The sequence below is a fragment of the Iodobacter fluviatilis genome (assembly GCF_900451195.1).
Lineage (GTDB): Bacteria > Pseudomonadota > Gammaproteobacteria > Burkholderiales > Chitinibacteraceae > Iodobacter > Iodobacter fluviatilis.
The window spans coordinates 1,654,983-1,677,262 of the sequence record NZ_UGHR01000001.1 but is presented as its reverse complement, the minus strand read 5'-3'; the positions used below and the strand labels follow the sequence as shown (position 1 = coordinate 1,677,262).

The 22,280-nt window shown below is 48.5% G+C and carries 18 protein-coding genes; 4 read left to right on the top strand and 14 right to left on the bottom strand.

Translation table 11 applies throughout. The features are described from left to right. Window positions 1-84: 84 nt before the first annotated feature. The 5 genes from DYD62_RS07630 to DYD62_RS07610 all read right to left on the bottom strand — a co-directional run bounded on the left by DYD62_RS07630 (window position 85) and on the right by DYD62_RS07610 (window position 7,269). Window positions 85-2,271: a T6SS phospholipase effector Tle1-like catalytic domain-containing protein gene (locus tag DYD62_RS07630; protein WP_115226781.1), complete on the bottom strand. Its 2,187-nt coding sequence runs from the start codon at window positions 2,269-2,271 to the stop codon at window positions 85-87. A gap of 2 nt (window positions 2,272-2,273) precedes the next feature. After that, complete coding sequence (locus DYD62_RS07625) at window positions 2,274-3,230, bottom strand: DUF3304 domain-containing protein (RefSeq protein WP_115226780.1); 957 nt, start codon at window positions 3,228-3,230, stop codon at window positions 2,274-2,276. A 99-nt stretch (window positions 3,231-3,329) separates the two neighbouring features. Then, on the bottom strand, window positions 3,330-4,100 hold the full coding sequence (locus DYD62_RS07620; RefSeq protein ID WP_115226779.1) for a DUF4123 domain-containing protein: 771 nt from the start codon (window positions 4,098-4,100) through the stop codon (window positions 3,330-3,332). After that, window positions 4,097-6,745, bottom strand: a complete 2,649-nt coding sequence (locus DYD62_RS07615) for a type VI secretion system Vgr family protein (protein WP_115226778.1) — start codon at window positions 6,743-6,745, stop codon at window positions 4,097-4,099. The genes DYD62_RS07620 and DYD62_RS07615 overlap by 4 nt, the downstream gene beginning before the upstream one ends. Before the next feature lie 200 nt (window positions 6,746-6,945). Continuing rightward, window positions 6,946-7,269, bottom strand: a complete 324-nt coding sequence (locus DYD62_RS07610) for a DUF2325 domain-containing protein (RefSeq protein ID WP_115226777.1) — start codon at window positions 7,267-7,269, stop codon at window positions 6,946-6,948. 457 nt (window positions 7,270-7,726) lie between these two features. Between DYD62_RS07610 and DYD62_RS07605 the strand changes: the two genes are divergently transcribed. The 3 genes from DYD62_RS07605 to DYD62_RS07595 are packed head-to-tail and all read left to right on the top strand — an operon-like array spanning window position 7,727 to window position 10,642. Further along, a complete protein-coding gene (locus DYD62_RS07605) occupies window positions 7,727-8,911 on the top strand; it encodes a Re/Si-specific NAD(P)(+) transhydrogenase subunit alpha (RefSeq protein WP_115226776.1) in 1,185 nt (394 codons plus the stop codon). 10 nt (window positions 8,912-8,921) lie between these two features. After that, a complete protein-coding gene (locus DYD62_RS07600) occupies window positions 8,922-9,275 on the top strand; it encodes a proton-translocating transhydrogenase family protein (RefSeq protein ID WP_099399193.1) in 354 nt (117 codons plus the stop codon). Next, window positions 9,275-10,642, top strand: coding sequence for an NAD(P)(+) transhydrogenase (Re/Si-specific) subunit beta (locus DYD62_RS07595; protein ID WP_115226775.1), 1,368 nt, complete (start codon window positions 9,275-9,277; stop codon window positions 10,640-10,642). The genes DYD62_RS07600 and DYD62_RS07595 overlap by 1 nt, the downstream gene beginning before the upstream one ends. 85 nt (window positions 10,643-10,727) lie before the next feature. Here the strand turns inward: DYD62_RS07595 and DYD62_RS07590 are convergent, their stop codons facing one another. Both DYD62_RS07590 and mdtH read right to left on the bottom strand, forming a co-directional pair. Next, a complete protein-coding gene (locus DYD62_RS07590; protein ID WP_115226774.1) occupies window positions 10,728-12,038 on the bottom strand; it encodes a dicarboxylate/amino acid:cation symporter in 1,311 nt (436 codons plus the stop codon). A gap of 306 nt (window positions 12,039-12,344) precedes the next feature. Then, window positions 12,345-13,559, bottom strand: a complete 1,215-nt coding sequence (mdtH, locus tag DYD62_RS07585) for a multidrug efflux MFS transporter MdtH (protein ID WP_115226773.1) — start codon at window positions 13,557-13,559, stop codon at window positions 12,345-12,347. 92 nt (window positions 13,560-13,651) lie between these two features. Between mdtH and DYD62_RS07580 the strand changes: the two genes are divergently transcribed. After that, the gene (locus tag DYD62_RS07580; protein WP_115226772.1) at window positions 13,652-14,539 is read left to right on the top strand and encodes a LysR family transcriptional regulator; all 888 of its coding nucleotides are present in this window, start codon (window positions 13,652-13,654) and stop codon (window positions 14,537-14,539) included. A 50-nt stretch (window positions 14,540-14,589) separates the two neighbouring features. Here the strand turns inward: DYD62_RS07580 and DYD62_RS07575 are convergent, their stop codons facing one another. The 7 genes from DYD62_RS07575 to DYD62_RS07545 form a co-directional block, all read right to left on the bottom strand. Then, a complete protein-coding gene (locus tag DYD62_RS07575; protein WP_115226771.1) occupies window positions 14,590-15,183 on the bottom strand; it encodes an SRPBCC family protein in 594 nt (197 codons plus the stop codon). A gap of 11 nt (window positions 15,184-15,194) precedes the next feature. Further along, entirely contained in the window at window positions 15,195-15,749 is a 555-nt protein-coding gene (locus tag DYD62_RS07570; RefSeq protein ID WP_115226770.1) for a dual specificity protein phosphatase family protein, read from the bottom strand. Continuing rightward, a complete protein-coding gene (locus DYD62_RS07565) occupies window positions 15,750-16,226 on the bottom strand; it encodes a hypothetical protein (protein ID WP_115226769.1) in 477 nt (158 codons plus the stop codon). Further along, the gene (locus DYD62_RS07560; RefSeq protein ID WP_115226768.1) at window positions 16,217-17,341 is read right to left on the bottom strand and encodes an MGDG synthase family glycosyltransferase; all 1,125 of its coding nucleotides are present in this window, start codon (window positions 17,339-17,341) and stop codon (window positions 16,217-16,219) included. The genes DYD62_RS07565 and DYD62_RS07560 overlap by 10 nt, the downstream gene beginning before the upstream one ends. Before the next feature lie 101 nt (window positions 17,342-17,442). After that, window positions 17,443-17,928: a retropepsin-like aspartic protease family protein gene (locus DYD62_RS07555; RefSeq protein WP_115226767.1), complete on the bottom strand. Its 486-nt coding sequence runs from the start codon at window positions 17,926-17,928 to the stop codon at window positions 17,443-17,445. A 36-nt stretch (window positions 17,929-17,964) separates the two neighbouring features. Beyond that, on the bottom strand, window positions 17,965-19,761 hold the full coding sequence (locus tag DYD62_RS07550; protein ID WP_165928690.1) for a diguanylate cyclase: 1,797 nt from the start codon (window positions 19,759-19,761) through the stop codon (window positions 17,965-17,967). 553 nt (window positions 19,762-20,314) lie between these two features. After that, entirely contained in the window at window positions 20,315-22,258 is a 1,944-nt protein-coding gene (locus DYD62_RS07545; protein WP_115226765.1) for a helicase-related protein, read from the bottom strand. Window positions 22,259-22,280: the final 22 nt, after the last annotated feature.

Genomic DNA, 22,280 nt, shown 5'->3' with positions numbered 1-22,280 from the left:
GGCAATTATTGCCGCCTTTTATGCAGTGCCTGCAACAATACAAAACAAGACAAAGGGAAAAATTCAAAAATGCAGGCTTCAATATTATTTTATTGCTGCCATTGCAGCAGCATGCCTCTGATGCTCAGCACTCATACGTAAGCTATTATCCCGCAAAGCTTCTCCATAACTTTGGGCATTTATTTGCCCTTCCTGATAACGCTTTCTGGCATTGATGTTTTGCTGATTTAAGCTTTGCAGATTATTCTCATGCTGCTGATTTTCAAGCTCTCTGCGGCGCATGACTTCTTTGCTGACAGGCTCTTGCAGCGGAGCAGACAGAGCCGCTGCACCAAAAACATGCCGCCAGCGCAGATAGCCATAAAGCCTGATCGGCTCCTGGCCCCCGCTTCTTACCATATACGTTTTATTGGTTTTCAGATTTTCAATTCGCTCAACATTCTTTTTGTAATCTTTATTATCAACCAACTTCATTTGCTCATCACTTAAACGATAGGGTGAGCGAATCCTTTCTTGTTCCGCTTCAATACTTTTAATCATTATTTTTCGTGATTTTTCCATGCCTCCATCATTAAACCAAACCTGATCATCATCGCTAAAATTACCGGGTTTAAACCATGCTCTGGAATCATGAACCAGCGTTTCAAATAAAACTTTACTTGCTGGCGACACCGCCTCCTGCTTATGCCACTCTGTAGAAACTCCGCCACTCCAATCGCCCACTTTTGCTGGCCAGATAGAAAGCTCAGAAACAAGGGGCGAGTATTTTTCCAGCATATTTAATTCCTGCTGTAAAGCCTGATCCGTTGTTTGTAAGTCATGCCGGTCCTGCGTTTTTTTCGCTGCACTATCCAGCGAAGCTGCAATACCGGGCAGCAAATGAACCTTACCCAGCATGCTTTTTCGCCAGCGCAAGAAAATGCCATAGTGGCGGTGAATAATCTGCAGCAAAGGCTCTTCAGCCTGTATTTCTGTCAGCCACATCACGCCAGATGGCTTGCCGCTGCCAAAGCGCGTGGCCGCAATATAATCGTTAAAGACTTTGACCGTGACTGGATCAATCTTGAAATTGCTTTGATGAAAATCATTAAAATCTATTGGGGCCAGCAAGGGCACACTGGCAATCAAGGCTTCGCGGTACATTTGTGCCAAAGGAATTTGCGAAAGCTTTTTTGCATCCCCCGCCGCCCCCTCACCAATAGAGCGCCCCTGATCATTTGGCGGGTAGCCACCACCTACATCCGAATGCACACCGGGGTAGACCACCTCTTTACAGTGTGCACCACTGCCAATTGAATCAAGTGGAAACGAGCCACGCACTTCATGTGCTGATACCAGATGCACACAACGCTTAACTGCAGAGCTGACCTGCAAGTTCTCCTCACTGGCCCAAGCATAGTGCCCTTCAACACCGCCAATCGGCACCGAGTTGGCCAAACCAACCGAGGCAACCGTATCAAAAATGCCCAAAAAATCGATTTTTAAAGGAATACCTGCAATGCCATCGCTGTAATATTTTTGCAGCCAGCTGCAGAAAACCCTAGCCTCGGCCGCACCGCGTGAAAAACCAAACACGGAAAGACGAACAGAACGAATAGTGGGTGAGCCTCGAACAATCGGTGCAATGGCTTTAGCTAGCTTTTGCGACCTATCCTGCAAAATAAAACCGCGGCCTCGGCTAGGTGTGCGGATTGAATATTGAGACCCTCGATCTCGCGCTGTTTCATCCAGCATTTCTGTCGCCAACTCAGCATCGTCTTTTAAAGGATCACTAAACTGCGTCCCCATAATGGCCGCATGAATATGATTACTGACTTGCAATAAGGCCCAATTAATACGGACCTCGCCATGCTTGGACATGGCCAAGCCCAAGGTGTTGTCCATCCCCTCTCCTGAATCACCCAGTTCAATAAAGGGCGTGCCGACGCCAGGAATATACGTTTTACGATAATACTTTTTCTCATCCTTTGGGATGACTGAAGACCACGCTGCGGCGGCATCTGCTTTAGCTGCTTTTTTAAGGACTTTCAATTTAGCAACGGTGGGTTCACCAGAGTACACCTCATACAAACGCGCCACATTGCTATGAGCAAAAGCATCTGTATCACGGTATTTATTATTATTTGTACCGTCAAAAAAGAAACCGAGGTAAATGTCTTGCTTGCATGGCAGGCTTTTGGGGCGGTTTTGAGTAATGCTGCGTTGATCCTGCTCCTTTGCTTCTAGCACCAAAGGATTTGGTCTGCACTCTGAAGAAAATCTTGCTGACATAACTAGTCTTCCTTGTAATCTAATTCGCACATTTTTTTATCAGAGATATCCCAGTCCTTTTTACAATTCTCAACAAATTTTTGACAAGCTTTGCGATTCCCTTCTGGATCACTAGTATCCAATATATTCACTTCTAAGCATGACTCTCTATAACCCCGTGCAAGGCTCTCATTAGAATTAGGCGCATATTTCGGCAAATTCCGCTTACACTCCTTTTCCGAAAGCCGTTCAACACACGCGGCCATTGCATCTTTTTTTATTTTTCCCGGCCAGCCCGGATAACCCGGCTCGACACTAGATACCACAAGCTCAACTTCCTGCATTGGATGGAACAAGACATAAAGACCGCCAGGCTGCTGATAGCGGGGTATTTCTAATTCACGATGATATTTATCGGGTTTAGTATGTGTTTTATCCGCCTCTTGCCAATCAACACTCACGTACATTCCCGGCTGCCATTGTTTCGGCAAGCTGATACAGCAATTTTTTCCACCCGGCCCGTCTAAAAAATCAACAATACTGCCGCCTATGGCCTGATTACTACGCAAATCGGTTAATGTATATTTCACAGCCCAATCATGCATATAATTAACCGAATCAACAGAGGCCGAAATCATATTGCCAGACTTATTCACCGTATCATTTTCAGTCTGAGCAGATGGCCCGTTCATTGCAATCCCCATTGCAATAAAAACGAGGCCGTTAATCATGAGTGAATGCTTAAACACAAGCCATAGTCTTGCTTTTACGTTACCTGCCCAAATTAGCACCACGATATAACTCAAGAATAATCCAAAAAGAGAAAGAACCATTAAATAAGCAGGGCCATAGCCCGAGCCTGTCATGCTCTGGTGCAAAGCATAAGCATTCAAACAAGACACCACAATCATAAACAAATTAAATCCATGCTCAGCATCTGTAATCTCAGTTTTATCCGGCGTTTCTTCTGGCAATTCCATTGATAAACCTTTATGAAAACAATTAAAATTAAGTAAGAAAATATTTTTATATATTTAATACTGAATATCTTAAAATATCTTTCTCAACTCATTCAGGAATCATCCTGCTTCGCCGTGTAAATGTTCAACACAAAAGCTAAGAATCTCATCATCACTACTCCCCTGAGCCAATGCGATATCGCAAAGCTCCCTTATTTGCACATAGGCTTTTGAAGGCTCTATTGGTAATAACGACTGAAGCCCAAGCAATTGGATATTTTGCAAAATTTGATCAGGTAAAGCCTTATCCATCATGCTTATAAATTGTACTTCAGTCAGTACCAGCGCCTGATTGGTAATTTTAGTTTGTCCGCCACCTTCAAGCTGTATGATTTGCGCGGCCCGATCAAAATAAACCACGCTGCTAAAGGGAGATAAAAATGCCGCTTTTTGCTCAGGGCTAAGTTGCGCAAGCAAATTGGGCAAAATACGCGTGTCCGCATAGCGCAATATATAACTCAATTTTTCAGGAAGAATACTGACATCAAAATAGTGATCAAAATGGCTAAAGATTGCTTCTCTATCCAGTGTGCTTAGATAAAAGCTAAGCATAGGCTGCCCATTGGTGATTTTGAGCAGCAACTTAATTTGCTCCATAAGCTCCGCTTCATTCTCACTATTGAGCACGCAAAGCAATGGAGAAACATCTGTTTCAGCCCCATGATCTTGATAAAGCGAAGTCCATACAATCCGATCTCTCATTTTCTTTAACAAACGAGGATCGAAACTATGATCCAGCAAAGCATAGACTTGTGTTGATTCAGAAAGGTAAGTGGCCAATTGTGCAAACAATACTTGGGCACTGTCTTTAGGATAAGCATTCATCATCATGATGATTTCTTCGCAAATGGGCTACCTGCAGCTTTCGCTTTTAGCATGCAGGATTTACAAAATGAATCTGGAAAAAGAGGCAAAGTTGGCCTCATTTGCGCTGGCCCGCTCACATCATGATTCGCACCCTTCACCGTAACCGTCCCTGGGCAGTGGATTTCGATATTGCCGCCTTTTAGCCGGATATAGCCGCCTCCTGCGGTGACCAGAATTTCGTCTTTAGCCACCACGGTGATGCTTTCTTTGCAGGCGGTGACTTTTAAATCTTTGTCGCCGGTAATTTCAATATCGTCGCTTTGCGCCTGCAGCTGTATTTTGCCTTTGGCTGCGATTAGTTTGAGCGAAACTTTGTCTTTTACCCCGGCTACAAACAGGCTGATGTGTTGACCAACGTTATGTATCCAGCGGCGGCCGGAGGTTTGGTTGGTGTCTCTTTGGGCAACCAGATCTAGGTTGGTGCCTGCGGCAAGGGTCTGGCTTTGCGGGCTGGTGATCGCTACGCCGTCTTCCCCGTGCAGCAATATAATTTTTTGTTGGCCAGCCTGATCTTTGGATTTGCTCTTGCCGTCTTTATCGGTGTTGCTGCCCGCTTCAAAGCTTTTGCTGGCGTGCACATGGTGGTGCAGATGGCCGGTGGTGGCTTTGTCGCCTGCACTGTTGTCGGGCTTAACGGTTTTATCGCCTTCACCGGTTTCTATGGTGTCGGCGAGCTGATTGGTGGCCGTTTCACCCAAGCTTTGGGCGAGTGCCAGCGCGGATTCCAGCTGGCTTTGTGCGGGGCTGTGGTCGAGCTGTTTGCCGCTGGCCCCGCCTTTGGCTTCAGTACTGATGAGTAAGCCATTGGCGCGGATTGCGCCCTGGTTATCGGTGCACAGCTCGAAGCCTTCGCCGCGTGGCTCACCCTTGCCGTCGGCTCTTGGGTGGATTAAGTAGCCGAGGTTGAGCTGGGTTTTGCCATGCTCACTGGATAATTTGGTACGGACTTCGCCCTTGGTGTCGTCAAACAGCAGCTCGCCATACTGGCCGCCTTCATGCTCTTTGGTTTTGATACCGGATAGGGTTTTGTTGGCGGGCAATGCACCTGCGCCGCTGAATGCGGGTACGGGGTGGCTGCCGTTATAGACCACGCCAGTGATGATGGGCCGGTCGATGTCGCCTTCGATAAAATCGACTAAAACTTCCTGGCCGATGCGCGGGATAAACTGGTGGCCCCAGCTTGCGCCTGCCGATGGGTAGGCGACGCGGATCCAGCAGGAGGATTTGTCATCCAGATTGACACCAAACTCGGGATGCTCTGCGCCCCGCTGCCAGTGGAACTGCACCTTAATTCGGCCTTGTTCGTCGGTATGCACCTCTGCACCAGCGGGGCCGACCACGGTGGCCGTTTGTACGCCACGGCTTTTGGGTTTGCTGTGCTCGATATGGGCAAAATCAGGCGTAATCGGCTGGCCGCGCCTTTGAGCGGTGAAGTGGGCTTCATAGGGTTTGGCGGCATCGGAGGCCAAAAGGCTGGGCGCGACCAAGCCCAGTTGCTGGCTTAAATCCACGGGTAGATTATTTTGCGCGGTGAATGTCAGCCCGGTAACGGCAAATTCGCGCTGCTCGGCGCTGTCCCACTCATGTGCGGGGTGGTCTTCCAAGCGGAACCACTGCCCGGCCTGCAAGGCACGCAAAGTGCCAGAGCCGGTAAAGGATTTCTTTTGCCCATCATGCGCCTGCTGACGCAATTGGGCGTAGTGGCTGAGCCCTTCGGCATCACTAGCGTAATAAAGGGCTTGCGGGTCGTAATCTTCAAAACTGGCCTGCAGCTGCTGGCCGCCATCGCCCTGGTCGATACGGCTTTCATCAAAGCTTTGGCTGGTGCTGGTGGCTTTGTAATCAAAGCTCGCCAAAGATACGCTGCTGCTGCCCACCTGGCGCTGGCTGTTCCACTCGGTGAGCGCGTCAGATTCTTCTGTGGCATCGGCGCGGTGGAAGCGCACCTGCATTTCTTGTGCTTCGGGTAGCGCAAAAGCATCGTCAAAAATGACCAGCTGCACCTGCGGATTGTCGCCCGGCAGATGTTCGAATCTCCATGCCAAACCTTCCTCGGCTAATAATCGCGTCAGAAAATCGAAATCGGATTCACGGTATTGTAAGCAGTAAGAGCGCGGGCCGTGTGTGCCAGAGAGTTTGAAATCCAGCGTTTGCACGGCGGCAAACACGGGGTTTTTAGCCTGGTGTTCGGCTAAAACTTGTTTAACGATATCGGGGACGGATAGGTCTTGAAATACGCGAGAAGTGCGGCGGTAGCGGAGTAAGGCAAAAGGCGGTTCTGCCGTCAGTGCGTATTTAGCAAATCCCCCATCTGAGCCCAACAATTGCGCTTGCGAGATGACACCACAGCGCTCAACCGCATCGCCATTGGCATCAGCCACCGATAAAACAATGGGTAAACCGAGTAAGGATTTAAGCTCTAAAGCGCCATCAGGGGATAAGCAATCGATCTGATAGCGGTAAGCCTGGTTAATCCCTTCGCTGCCATCCACCCGCTGAGGTAAAAGCTGCTCACCCCATGCGGCACCATCGCCCAGCTGCAGAGAAATAAGCCGCTGGTTTTGTGAGAAAGCAGCGGCAAAGGAGGCGAGCACATCCGTAGCGTTCATCGGGATAACCACTTTAAAACTCAATGTACAACATTACATCAAGCTTTAAATTTGCGCACTACATCATTATTTATACCCTAAGCGCCCGAAAGAATGAACGCTTATGCAGCAAGGTATAAACAGCGGCCAACGCAATGGAGAGCCAGATATCAGCAGGACTAGGTCATGATGTAAGCTGCATACATGACGGATCCCTAAGCTTAATGCGTCTTTCTGTTCGGGCAGGTATCACAGCGTTTTGCACATTCTATTTTATCCAGCGACTGACTCAAGGCACAGACAGAGCGGCGGCAGGCGACAAAACGGATATTTTCTTCATGAGCTAATTCGCGGTAAGCCCGCATCACATTGTGGCTTAAAAAATCAGTAAATAAGATCAGAAGATCCGCACCTTTTAAGCTGGCGGGCTTGCGCTGATGCGCGGCATTACGCCCTGACACGTGTTTGTGTACTTTTATGCCATAGCTCGACAAAAGTTCGGGAATATTACCCAGCACATCTGCGCCTACTAAATATGCATTCATCACATAACCTTAATTAAGAGAAGTTAAATCGATTCTCCTACAATTGATAATGATTATCAATAGCATTTTTATTACAGAACAATCGTGAGCGCATGCAAACTGTAAGGTAAACAGCGACACATTTATCCAGTAGATAAAAAAATCAAAATAAATCATTTATATAGAAGTCATTTTTTTCATACATGCATTTGAAAGTGACCTCCTTCAAGCTGTCATTTCTCCTAAGCCTTTTCTGCCCCCTTGTAAAATATAAGGTTAATTACTTAGTAAAACAAAGAGGAAATAGGACACATTCACACGAAATACAACACCTTGAAACAAATTCAACACGTCTCTCAATAAATTAATGTTGCACTGCGATAAGATCAAAAGCGGTCTTATTGACACAGGCCAATATTCAAACTGACATAAGCCTCCATTGTTTGCCCATTGCCCTAATCACCATGAGGAAACAGATATGTTAATTGCCATTCCCGCCGAAGTGCTGCCCGGGGAATTCCGGGTTGCTGCAACGCCGGAGACAATAAAAAAACTGATTAAAGCCGGGCATACCGTCAGAGTTGAGAGCAAGGCAGGCCAGCACGCCGCCATTACCGATACCGCCTATACCGAGGCCGGTGCAGAAATTGCGCCACATCCAGCAGCGCTTTACCAAGGCGCTCAACTTATTCTTAAAGTTCGTGCCCCTCTGGCGCATGAACTTCCGCTCCTCCCTGAACGTGCTGCCCTTGTCGCCTTGTTTGATATTCATCGCTACGATCATTTAGACGCACTTAATGCCAAACAGATCAGCGCCTATGCCTTGGAGCTGATTCCCCGTATCACCCGAGCCCAATCCATGGATGTTTTATCTTCACAAGCCAATATTGCGGGATATCGGGCCGTCTTACTGGCCACACAATACTATCCGCGCTTTATGCCCATGCTGATGACTGCGGCTGGCACGGTTAAGCCCGCGCGCGTACTGATTCTTGGAGCGGGGGTGGCAGGACTGCAAGCCATTGCCACCGCAAAAAGGCTGGGTGCGATTGTTGAAGTCTTCGATGTGCGCCCCGCCACCCGCGAACAGGTGGAATCACTGGGAGGAAAATTCATTGAAGTGGCACTTAATGACGATGAAAAAGCCGCAGCAGAAACAGCGGGGGGCTATGCCCGTGAAATGTCAGAAGATTACAAGTTGCGCCAAGCGCTATTAATTGACCAGCAAGCCCGCCTTGCCGACATCATCATCAGCACCGCGCAAATCCCCGGTAAAGCAGCGCCGGTCCTGATCCCTGAAGAAACAGTCAGTGGAATGAAAACGGGCTCGGTGATTATCGATCTGGCCGTGGACAGCGGCGGCAACTGTCCGCTATCCAGAAGTGATGAAGTAGTCCGCAGCGAAAATGGCGTCATTATTGTGGGGCACAGCAATCTAGCCAGCTTGCTAGCGGCCGATGCTTCCGCACTCTATGCCCGCAATCTGCTGACCTTCTTAAGCCTGCTGCAAGATGCTGATGGCGCTTATGCTCCGCATAACGACGATGAAATCATCAAAGCCACGCTGCTCAGCCAGCATGGCGAGCAGTTATTTGGCCGTGCCCCTGCTCACACACAAGGCGCGAGTGCCCCACATACAAGCCAGCCCACTGCCAACGCATAAGGAGTAAGCCATGTCGATTGAATCTTTAGCCGCCTCTGCTGTTGCAGAGGCCAGCAGCCACGCGCTGGCTGCCGACCCATTTATTGGCAGCCTGACTATTTTTATTCTGGCGATTTTTGTGGGTTATCACGTGGTCTGGAATGTCACCCCTGCCCTACATACCCCCCTGATGGCCGTCACCAACGCGATCAGCGGCATTATTGTGGTGGGTGCCATGCTGCAAGTCGTGGATATCAATGCCCAGGAAATCAGCGTAACCAGTGTGCTGGGCGCTGTAGCCATTTTTCTGGCCAGCATTAATATATTTGGCGGCTTTTTAGTCACGCAACGCATGCTGGCGATGTTTAAAAGGAAGGGCAAATAATGCAAAACTTAACTGCCATTCTTTATTTGGTTTCGGCTGTGCTGTTTATTTTGTCGCTTAAAGGCCTGTCGTCACCTGTTTCGGCCCGGCGTGGCAATTTATTTGGCATGCTCGGTATGGCCATTGCCGTTGTTACCTCATTTTTTGTAGCGGATAAGCCCGTCGTCTGGCTGATTTTAGCCGCCATGTCGGCCGGTGCCGTAGTCGGTGCTTACAAAGCAAGGACCGTAGCCATGACCGCCATGCCTGAGCTGGTGGCGGCCATGCATTCGCTGGTTGGCCTTTCTGCCGTGCTCATTGCCATTGCTGCTATTTTTCATCTGGGCGTCAGCCACGGCAGCATGCAAAAAATTGAGCTTTTCATTGGTGCATTTATCGGTGCGATCACCTTTAGCGCATCAGTGATTGCCTATGGCAAGCTTTCAGGCAAATTTGGCGCAAGGGCGATTAACTTTAAGGGCCAGCACGGTTTAAATCTGGTACTTGCCCTTACCATGCTGGGTTTTGGCGCAATGTATGTGCTTGCAGACAGCCAGTCGTCTTTTCTGATGATGGTTGGCATTGCACTCGCTCTTGGTGTGCTGCTGATTATTCCCATTGGTGGTGCAGATATGCCGGTCGTGGTGTCGATGCTGAATTCTTATTCAGGCTGGGCAGCGGCAGGAATTGGTTTTACGCTGAATAATCCGGTGTTGATTATTGCCGGTGCCTGCGTTGGCGCATCCGGGGCGATTTTGTCCTACATCATGTGTAAAGCCATGAATCGCTCGATTATCTCGGTACTTTTAGGTGGCTTTGGTGCAGCGGTTGCAGCGGAAGGCCCAGCCGGATCGGCGCAGAAAAACTACCGCTCCGGCAGTGCAGACGATGCTGCATTTTTAATGGAAAACGCAGAAAAAGTCATCATAGTGCCCGGCTACGGTCTTGCCGTTTCCCGCGCCCAGCATGCCTTGCAAGAGCTGAGTGATTTACTGACTGCGCGCGGCGTGGACGTTCGCTACGCCATTCACCCTGTAGCGGGCCGTATGCCGGGGCATATGAATGTGCTGCTGGCCGAAGCCGAAGTGCCTTACGACAAAGTGGTGGAGATGGAGGAAATCAACAGCGAGTTTTCCACCGCCGATGTCGTGCTAATTATTGGCGCAAATGATGTGGTTAACCCTGCGGCCAAAAATGATCCAGCCAGCCCGATTTACGGCATGCCCATTTTAGAGGCATATAAAGCAAAAACCGTGATGGTTGTGAAACGCTCAATGAACGCAGGCTATGCCGGGCTGGATAACGATCTGTTCTATATGGACAGAACCATGATGGTCTTTGGCGACGCTAAAAAGGTGGTTGAACAGATGTTGCAAGCGGTGCATTAAGCTTTGCAGGGTGGGCACACTTTTACACTACAAACAAAAACGGCCCGGAAATCATCCGGGCCGTTTTTTTGTAACACTCAAGCCATCAAACCGTCGCAGGTTTATCCAAAACAGGAGCGGGCTGAGCAGCAACTTCTGGCTCTGCCTCTTCCGGCAGGACATCCTGCTCCGCGCCCAGCTCGTTTTCCCATTTGCAAACCACACCGGTGGCCACGGCATTGCCGAGTACATTGGTGGCAGAGCGGCCCATATCTAAGAAATGATCCACGCCCAAAATCAGCAAGAGGCCCGCTTCAGGGATATTAAACTGTGACAGGGTTGCGGCAATCACCACCAAAGAGGCACGCGGCACGCCAGCCATGCCTTTTGAGGTGAGCATCAGAATCAGCAGCATCATGATTTTTTGCATCAGCGTCAGCTCAATACCATAGGCCTGAGCAATAAACAGCGTGGCAAAAGTGCAATACATCATCGAGCCATCAAGGTTGAACGAGTAACCAATCGGCAATACAAAGCTGGAGATTTTCTTATTACAGCCAAATTTTTCCAGTTGCTCCAGCGTTTGCGGATAAGCCGCTTCACTGCTTGCGGTGGTAAAGGCCAGCAAGATAGCACCACGGATGCGGCGTAATAAGCCAAACACGCGTGTTTTAAGGAATAAGAAACCCAGCAACGTAATCACGCACCAGAGCACAAAAATGCTTGCGTAAAAACCGGCTACAAATTTGCCATACACCGCCAGCACTTCAATCCCTTCCTTGGCAATCACGGCAGCCATCGCGGCAAAGACGGCCACGGGTGCAAAATTCATGATGTAAGTGGTGATCTTCAGCATGACATGGGCAACCACATCGATCACATCAATCAATGGTGTGGCACGCTCACCCAAAGCCGCGCCCGCTACACCAAAGAATATAGAGAACACAACGATCTGCAGAATTTCATTCTTAGCCATTGCATCAAAGATGCTGGTTGGGAAGGCGTGGTGCAAAAAGTCTTTTAAATTCATTGCACCTTTCACGATGCCACTCTCTGTGCCTGCCGCTGGCAAGGCCAGATTCAGCCCCACTCCCGGCTCCAGCAACGTCACCATCACCAAACCCAACACCAATGACGTAAGCGACATAAACATAAACCAGCCCATGGTCTTTAAACCAATCCGGCCAATGGCACCGCTATCGCCCATTCTGGCAATACCGACCACCAGTGTTGAGAACACCAGCGGGGCAATAATCATTTTAATTAGGCGCAGAAAAATATCGCTGAGCAGCGATATATAAGAGGCAAAAGAGGCCAGTGATGCGGAATTATCCGCATATTGATTCACCGCATAGCCGCAAATAATCCCCAGCACCATGGCTAGGACGATAAACAAGGTTAAATTTTTAGACTGCATCAAAGCTCTCTGTATTCTTAGCAAGCAAATCAGGACAAAACGGCTGGCCACCCTGCTTATTCAGCGGGCGGCATGACGCGGTCTCTTTTTAAAAAGAGACCGCAGGGAGCGGATTCCATTCAGATCTGAAACTTACTTAGTTTTCTATTTTTAATTGGTGAAAAGTTCTCATTCTCACCATGCGCCTTAAATTTCACGCCATTACACCGCAAGTCTTACTAATTAGCATGTGCATTATTTACACAAAGAAAAGATAAGCGGCACTTTCAAGCGACTCAATTATGCTGAAACATGCCGCTAAAACACTTATGCAGACTGGGCTTTCAGCCAGTGACTCAGTATTTTACGGGAGGGAAAAAACTGTTTAAACAAGCCCAGAAGCGTTGCACTTCCGATCAGAGCCAGCACCAACCAAGGCAAACTCGGCATATTTAAGCTACGTGCATGATCCAGCAAAAAACCACCGCCGGTATAGCCAAACAGCCCGCCTACAGCCAAACCCATACGTCCCATGCCCATATAACTGGCACGCGCTTCTGATTGAGCAAAGCTTGCCAATAGCGCTTCCCTGGCGGGCTCGGTAATTAAAGTGCCCAGATAAAAAAACGTCAGCACCACAAACGCCCCCACAATGCCAGTGACCAAAGCCATTGCGGCCATACTGGCCGTCATCAGCGTAATGCCCGCCAATACGCGGACTTGCAAACTAAAGTAGCGCTCTCCTAAACGAGCCAAAGGATATAGTAAGCAAAGTGCAAGCACAGCATCAAGGCTATACATCCAGCCTACCGCCTGCGCTGTGCCAGCCAGCTGTTTGATCACAACCGGCAGCAGCAGCATAATTTGCACACAGAGCACGTAATAGCCGCTTAAGGTAAACACAAAAAAAAGAAAAGGTTTATCGGCCAAAACAACACGAATCGCCGTTATTGCTGCGGTTCTTTTGGCGGCCACCCTGTAAGCGGGCAAAAACATGGCATTCAACAGCGCCACCAGCACAAAGACGGCCGAACCGCCCATACCTACCCAGAAAAAATCAAACGCCAGCAGCCACGAGCCCAATAAAGCCCCAAGCATGGCACCTGCGCTTTCCTGCATCATCAGTAAGGAATAAAAGCGGTTGCGTTCATGCGGGCGGGTTAATTTGATAATCAGCGCGCTCCTTGGCGGATCAAATAAAGTGCCACCAAGGCCCGATAAGACACAGGAAAAAATCAGAATACTAGGGTGAGTCGCCATGGCCATGACCGCAAAACCCGCTGCACGCAGCAACATACCCGACACAATCAATGGCCTAGCCCCAAAGCGATCCGCTAAAGAGCCACCAAGCAGGCCCAAACCCTGCTGCGACAATTGCCTAATGCCTAAAGCCAGCCCCACTGCTGCAGCGGCCCAGCCAAGTTGATCAACAAAATGCAGACTAATCAGTGGGAAAACCAGAAAAAACCCACAAACACCCAGCATATTGTCCAGCATAATAAAACGTCGTCCCAGCCGCCTTGCCCGCTCTGCCCCAGCCATTTTGCATCTCCCTGATGATTAATGCATATTCTCAGACTAGGCCAGTTATTATAGAAGCCGTGAACTGCTAATATTTAATATGGATTTTACTTATGGCTCTGAATATTGATGACTTGCAATTGCTGATCGATATTGTGGCGTGTGGCAGCTTTAGTCAGGCAGCGGCAAGGCGTGGCTGGTCTCAGCCTCAGGTTAGCCAGCGAGTTGGCTTGCTGGAGGCGGATCTAGGCGCGCAATTATTTCAGCGCCACCGCCGAGGCGCGATTCCAACGGCGGCCTGCTTGTCTTTTTTGCCCGCCGTACAAGAAGCGCTCGCCACGCTAGAAGCGGGCAGAACCGCGATTCAAGGCGCACCCGCCCTGCCAAGAATGACGCTGGCCTGTATGCCCTCTTTAGCTTCCGTGGTGTTTGGCCCTATCTTGGTGGCCCTTGCCAAAGCGCCGATGGAAATCCGCTGCAGCACCGATCACTCGCAAACCATTATGGAAAACCTGCTCAGCAGCAAGGCACAGTTCGGCTTTATTCTTAAATGCCCCGCCGTAGCAGGTATTCAAATGGAACGCATTTGGCGATCGCCGATTATTGCCGTGGTGCATAAACGCCACCCGCTCGCTAAATCTGGCGCGCTGACACTGGCCGATATTGCCAACGAGCAGCTAGCACCGCAGTTTTGGGGAGACGGCTGTGATCAGCTGATCAATCAGCTGCGCAGCTTACGCAGTGCCAGCGGCCCGATTCATGCCATCCAGCCCTCCAGCGCTGCGCGAGAAATGGCGATGGAACACGGCTTTTTAACGTTTATGCCAGAAGTGGCCGTCAAACGGGATTTACGCGAAGGGCGGCTGATTAAGCTCGCCATCAGTGATTTACCGCTTTGGGAATGGGAGGTGATGATGGCTTGGCGCAGCGGCAAGCGTAGCGATGTAAGTAAGCAACAGGTGATTGATACGGTAAGAGCGATGGCGGCGGATTGGGCTTAGCCGTCAGCCCAACTACCGTTTTTTTCAAATTAGCGGTCCAACAGATCCATTTACTTCAGTTTATTTCTGAGGGCATCCAGCATTTTGGGAATACTGTCTTTGCTTAAGCTATCCACAATCCAGCCCAAGCCCATCGGCACCGGGCCCGGATCGGTGAATACAAAGTATTTAACCACCGTTTTGGCCGGATTAGCAGCAGACGGCGTAATAAGCCAATAGCCAGAAGTATCGGCAATGGTTTCATCCGTTTTTAAGCCATCCCACGGCAACATTTTCCATGAAAGCTGGCATTGTTGAGCGCCCTGCTTTGGTGTCATCTTTAAACGATATTTTTTAACCTTACCCAGTGGTAAATGTAAGGTCATATCCAGCACCGGGCTATCGTCCCCAGCTGTGGCCACCTTTACCTTAGCTACATTAGGCATAAAGCTTGGGTAATCGGCATAATTCTGAATGACCGCGCATACTTTTTGCACGGACGCATTCATTAGCGTAGCGGCCAGAAAGGTTTTACCGGCCTGATCCGCCTTGCTCTGATCAAGCATCCTCACTTGGTCAGTTAAAGCATTCATATCAATCCCCTGCGCCGCGCCTGCGGTAAGGGGCAGTGCTAATAACACACTCAGCAATAATTTATGACGCATAAATGACTCTTCTATTTTTCAACCGCAAGGCGTATTTTTTCGATATCGACAGTATTTAAATACTTTGGAATATTGGTCCACATTGAGTGATAGCCATAAGCACCATGCATTAATTCATCCAAAGCCTGCTCTTTGCTCCAGCCCTGATAAAGAATACGGTACATTGCCGAAATCAAACCCGTGCGGTCCGCGCCATGCAGGCAATGCAATAAAACCGGCCCTTCTGCATATTTAATGGCCCGCAATGCGGCAATGACTTCTTTATCATCAATATCCCAAGTATTCATCGGCACACGAATCGATTTCAGCCCTGTGCCTTTCAATATTTTCTGATCTGAATGAAAGGCACGCAAACTCACCACCGTCTTCACGCCTAAAGACTGAATCAGCGCCACATCTTTAGTATCCAGCTGCGCGCTACGATAAAACTGTGGGGTTACTCTGAATAAATTAGCCGATTGCTCAACAGGAACGGCCCATTCGGCCTTACGTGCTGGCTCTGCTGCACAAGCTGGCATGGCTAAACACATCAATACTAATAATTTTAATACCGCATTCAACATCATTCAGCCTCTTTTGAAAGAAAAATAAAACAGCAGCCCGGCGCCAAAGAGGAAAGTCCAGTAATCAACAGGTGCAAACCAGAACCAATTTTTATGCCAAGGAATATAAGCAGGGCTGAAATGATGAATCCCATAAGCCGGGTTTAATACAAACCAGAGATAATCTTCAACAATCCAAAAAAACATAATCGAGGCCAGCGCACGTAATTCCAGCCTGAGCGACCATTGCTGCATAAAGAAAAACGGGAAATGAAAAAACAAGGCCACAAAGGGGAAAACCCATGCGTGATATCCCGTCATCGGCCTGCCGCCCCAAAAGATATCCAGCAACCAGTGTTTTTCTATGCGCCATGTAGGCAACGCTGCAGCCCAGCCAGCCGCGCCTTCAATCTGAATTTCTACCTGAGCAAAAAAGAGCCCCAGCAGAGCAACCCAAAACACAGTCAGAGCATTGGCCAACCATTGCTTGTTTATGGGCATTTGGCCAGCACCGCTTCAAGGACCGTTTGACCAGCGGCTGGCCGCCCCAGAGCGCGAGCTTTTGTGCTCATATCGGCCAGCTTAACGGGATGGTCTAATAAATATCGAATCCGATATTCTAAAGTCACCGCATCAAACGCTTTCAGCGCCACGCCTTGTTCTAATAGAAAATCCGCATTACGCTCTTCCTGCCCCGGAATCGGTGCATTCACAATCATAGGCAGCCCCATCGCCAAGCATTCGGATGTAGTCAAGCCACCGGGTTTGGTCACTACCAAATCAGCGCATGCCATCAGCCGCTCTACTTGATTAGTAAAGCCCTGAGGCAATACCCGCCCAGGATAGCGCAGAGACAATGCCTGCAATGCCGCTAAAGCTGCCTCATTTTTACCCGCCATCACAATCAGCTGAAAATCGCCTTCCAGCGTCAGCAATCGCGCCGCAATGGTATCCAGACTCCCCAGCCCTGCCCCCCCGCCCATCAGTAAAATGGTCGTGCGCCTAGCATCAAGGCCAAGTTCCGCAGCGCACTCTTCACGGCTGGCTGCCGCTGCAAAGCCTGGCATAATCGGAATACCACTTACGCTGATTTTCTCAGCAGCAATCCCTTGCGCCTGCATGCGAAAAGCCACTTCCTCATTTGCAGCAAAATAACCTGCCATGCCTTCATGCACCCACATTCTGTGCAAATCAAAATCAGTCACCTGCACCCAAACGGGGCAATCCACAACGCCTTTACTCAGCAGCCTAGATAAGATTTCTGCAGGCAAAAAGTGTGTGCAAATAATGGCATCCGGATTAAATGCTGCAATTTCTTTTAATAATGCACGCGCATTCATTCGCTCCAATTTTTTACGCAGTTTTTCTATAGAGCTGTCTGCCTGAGCGTCATTAGTGAAATTATATAAATAACCCCATAATGCAGGCGCATTATTGACCAGTTTGATATAAAAATCGGTATATAACTTTCTGAACCCCGCCGTTACATATTGCATCACATCTAAATGAACCACTTCCAGCGGTGCATCACCCAGATGGGCATAAGCACGAATGGCTTCAGCCGCACGTACATGCCCGGCTCCTGCCGAAACGCTCAGTAATAATATTTTTTTCATAAGTTTTGAATACACTTATTCAAAAGAGGGAAAGAGAACATAGCACTGATATTACAGCACTGAAAATAACCATTACACACTATATAAATAATCCACCGCAATCAGCGAGCCATTTTCAAAATCATCTGCTCACCTTTTAATGTCATATCAAAGCGTTTAATCACATTCATCCCTAATAAAATTTCATCACCCAGCTGTGGCACAACCCCCACAGTCAGATGTTTAAATTCAAAAGGACCAAATGAAAGCTGATCAATCTTGGATAAATATCCCTTAACCTCGCCATTAGCTGTTTGCGAAATATAAGGCTGGCCAGGCTTTAATTTTAAGCGCTCAGCCAGAGCGGCACTCATTGTTAACGTTGTGGCTCCGGTATCAATCAGCAAAACTACAGGCTGACCATTTATATTGCCATTTAAGCGAAAATGTCCGTCTCTGGAGCGCTGCAAAGTTAATTCCTGTCCCTGCCCAGCTAAAAACGTACGCGTATTTGGATTATATTGATGCGCCAGAAAAACGTTAAATCCCCAGTAAATCCCCACCGCAACCATTAACCACACCACAACAATTGAAAACGTCGAACGCATACCCTTCCCTAAAATACAAAAACCACATATTACAAGCTATTGATGTAAATTTGATCCGGTAACATGACCGATATAACTCAGACGATGACGGCCAGCCGCTTTGGCCTGATAAAGCGCCACATCGGCTGAACCAATCAGCTCATCCATATCACGGCCATCATCAGGAAACCAGGCAAGGCCGATACTCATGCCTGTCTGAACCTGATGGTTTTCAATCAGCAAAGGCGCATCAAAACTGGATAAAAGCCGCTGGCAGATACTTATTGCATCATCCCTGCTAATCGGTGCAGTCAGAATCATGGCAAATTCATCGCCACCCAAGCGTGCCACTGTATCACTATGGCGTAATGCCGCATTTAAGCGCTGCGCCACAATTTGTAAAAGCTGATCACCCACACCATGGCCTAGGCTATCGTTGATCCGTTTGAAATGGTCTAAATCAATCAGTGCCAGCGCAAACGGGCTATCCTGGCGCTGTGCTCGGGTATAGGCCTGTAATAAGCGATCCTGAAACATCCGCCGGTTAGGCAGGCCGGTTAAAACATCGCTATAGGCCATTTCTTCTAATTTGCTCTGGCTTTCACGTAATTGCTCTAAAGTTTGCTGATGAAGCAGTATTTCAAGAGATAATTCTTTTGTTCTTTGTTTTACTTTTTCTTCTAAAGAAATCTGATACTGCGCAGCCTCTTTCAAGCGCGCTGTTTTCTCTGTAACGGCCATATTTAACGCAGCTGTTGCCGCTTTTTTAAGGCTGTTTACTTTTTCTGCCAAGGCTTGTGAAAACATAATGGCACTCCACGCACCCGCCACAAAGTAAAAAGTCGTATTAAACCGATCCGCTTCGATAACGCCCTGAGTTAATAAAACCAACAATGTACTGCCAACCAAGGTTGGCCCTTCCCCTATCAAATAACATCTTGCCCAGACCGATCCTAAATAACTAAGATAAGCAGACATCCCCAATACCAGCGGCAGCCATACACCTCCCGCCCATTGTGTGAGCAACTCCGCCCAGGAATACTGGCCTGCAAAAACCAAACCAATCGCGGATAAATAAATAGCAACCACACCGTATAAAGTGTAACTAAACCATTTTCTTCTTTTTAAATTACCCAGCAGGGAAATAGCAAAAAGCACTGAAAAAATACCTGTCGTTGCAGTAATGCAGGATGACAAGCCTTTAAACCTGTGAAATGAAGTTGACCACAATATATTTAAATCAAGCCCATTAATATTCACCGAATAAAACATATAACTGACAATGGCAAAAAAATACAGCAAGAACATGCTGTCTCTTATTCTTAGGTAAATAAATAAATTATATACAGAAAGCCCGAACATAATGCCAAGCAGTAATCCGTATAAAAGATATTCTGTTAAAGTTAAATCAATCCATTTTTCCTGCTGCCATATTCTGACAGGAAAAATAAATGCGCTGTGCGATACCGAGCGCCAGTAAATCACCATACTTTGCTGATCATTAAATGTGATCGGGTAAAAAAAAGGCCGGCCATAAGATGGGTGAGCAGAAAAAGGCTCATATTTTTTTGAAGCTTGCTTTATATATTGGCCATTTTGATCAGGAGAATAAAACTGCAATTCAACCGGGCTAAAAATCTGATAATCCAGCCACCAGCGGGCAGGCGCATCAGCGCCACGCTCCAGCTTTAAGCGGAACCAGATGGGGTGACGCACTCTTGCCAGCACGTTACGACCGCCTGCCGATACAAAATCAGCATGGCTGCGTGCCTCGTCAAACGTCATGGTTTCTGAAGTATCAACAAAATATTCAAGCTTTGAGTTGATATAAGTGCCGCTGCTGTCTGGCTGCACAAGAAACGCCGGGGAAGCATCATCCGCCCAGGCTTGGGAAAGAAAAAAAACAATACAAAAAACGAATACCCTGAACATTTTTATTGTCTGATTTTTATAAAAAACATGCCAGAACTCCATTCCTGCGACAGATTATATGAATATAATAGCAAAAAGCCATATATTTATCTGTCTTTGTTCTTACATACAAAAACACTGAAATGATATTAATCTAAAAATAAAACGGCTTATATTCAAACAAAAACTAACAACAATCTTTCAATAACTAGCACCTCCCCCCAAAGCCACTTAAATACCTGCAGCATGAAGTAATCTGATGTTTTACGAGCAGCCATGGCGCTGATTTATGACAGAAATTGCGACAAGGGCGTGCAGGAATTCCGGCGCGGTGAAAGCCAAAGCAAACCCGGAGACAACAATGGGAAATAGAAATACTTCACCGCCGGTAATCAAGCCACCAGCAGAAGTTATATACAAAGCCGCCAGAGGACTTTCTGGCGAATACTAGTGAAGCAGCAGGAGGCATTGCCCCCTGCTTTGTGTGCTGCAGGCTTTATTTGGCCCAGGCACCACGCCGGGCTTTGCCCACCTTAGCCGGTTTGCGGCTGGTGTTTTGCTTTTGCAAAAGCTTATCAATTTGCTCTGAGGTGGATTGCATTAAAGACTCAGCCATTTCGCCACTAGGGAAAGTATCCGGCATTCTGAAACCCAGCCAAGCATAGGCCGAATACAACTTGCATGTATCTTCCAGATATTGCAATTCATTACGGCCACCCATGCCATCCATACGTAAGAGTGGTGCAGCACGACGTTTGGCGCGTGCTTGTGTCCAGTCTTTAAATGCAGATTCCAGCATGGCAAACTTGGTGGAGATTGGGCAAAGGCTGAACACAAAACGGTCATTCAAAGATAAAACCAGCGTATCCAACCAGCGGGCTTTTTCGATTTGCTCGCTTAAATTGGCAGGTAAGAAGAATTCATCATGCACATTAATATGCTTGGCAAACAGCTCAAGCAGAGGTTGTAATTTGGTTTCACCCGTTGCGGCAGAAATCTGCTGCAGATAATCCAGATTGGGCGACACAAAGAAACCGGTACCGGGCAGTGGCTCGGGCGCTTCCTTCAGTAAAGCGGCAATCATCTGGTGTGTTTTCGCGTCCAGCCCAGCCACAAAGCCTGTTTCGTGCTCGCCAAAACGCCCGGCCCGCCCGGCTATCTGTTTAGCCAACGAGGCGGCAATTGTGCCATCACTGTAGCCATCCCATTTATTGGCGGTGGTAAAAATGATCCGTCTGGCAGGGGTATTCAGCCCCATTCCAATGGCATCTGTACCCACGACGATTTTAGTCTCGCCATCGATAAATCGCTCGGCCTGCGCCTGACGCACTTCAGGGGATAAATTGCCGTAAATTGCCGACACCTTAAAGCCCTGCTCAATCGCCTGATCGCGCCAGTTCAGGACTTCACGGCGGGAGAACGCAATCAGCACATCACCTGCCTGCAGATTAGATAAAGAGCCGAGCGGTTTTTTCTCCATTTCCAGCGGCGACATACGCTGTAATTTGCGTACTTCTAAGGTGCCGCCCACCCGCTTAACCAGGGATTCAATCGCAGGCTGCGCTTCCAGCGCACCGAGCAAATACACGGTACTGGCTGGCACGCCACAGACCGCGGCCGTCCAGGCGGCACCACGGTCCTGATCTTCTAAAAGTTGAATTTCATCGATCACCGCCACTTCAACCACCCGATTGGGGTTGAGCATTTCTACCGTGCTGGCCACATGAGTGGCTTCGGGGTGCAGCTTTCTTTGCTCGCCGGTAATCAGGCTGACCGCTACACCAGCATCTGTTAAACGGCGGTAATTTTCTAAAGCCAGCAAACGCAGCGGCGCCAAATACACGCCGGATTTGGCTTTCATCAGATGCTGCATGGCCGCGTGTGTTTTGCCCGAATTGGTCGGCCCAAGAATGGCAATAAAGTGCCGTGGCATGGCTTGCGCCACGGTAAACGATTCTGGATAAAGCGATAAATTAACCGCGTTATGGGTTTTATCTGCCTGACGCGTGGCCGCCTTGCCGCCTTTAAGCGCGTCGATCCGATCCAGAGCCAGCTGGCAGCGAAACCTTGCCAGCTCATATTTCGCCTGAAACGCCGCCAGCGTAGCCGTGGGGTCGAGATCAAAATCCTTGGCAATCACCAGTACTTGCTCAGCACAAAGCCTAAGCTGCGCTTCTAATTTGGCGCGGGCCTCATCATTCCAGCGGGCTTTAAGCATGGCAAAACGCGCAGCGCTGTCGAGCTTGCGCCATTTACTGCTTTTTCCAAGGAAGCCTTCGTCCGGTACCAAGTGATAGGGAATATGCAGACCATTAACGATGATTTCGCCCTGCACAGAAACCGCATAGCAACCATCGGTGGTCACCAGAGTGGCGTGATACGTGTGCAGGTAATCATGAATTAAGGAAGTTTCTGGAGCATCACTGAGAGAGTCGGTCATAAGGTCTACTGTATTCGAGGTC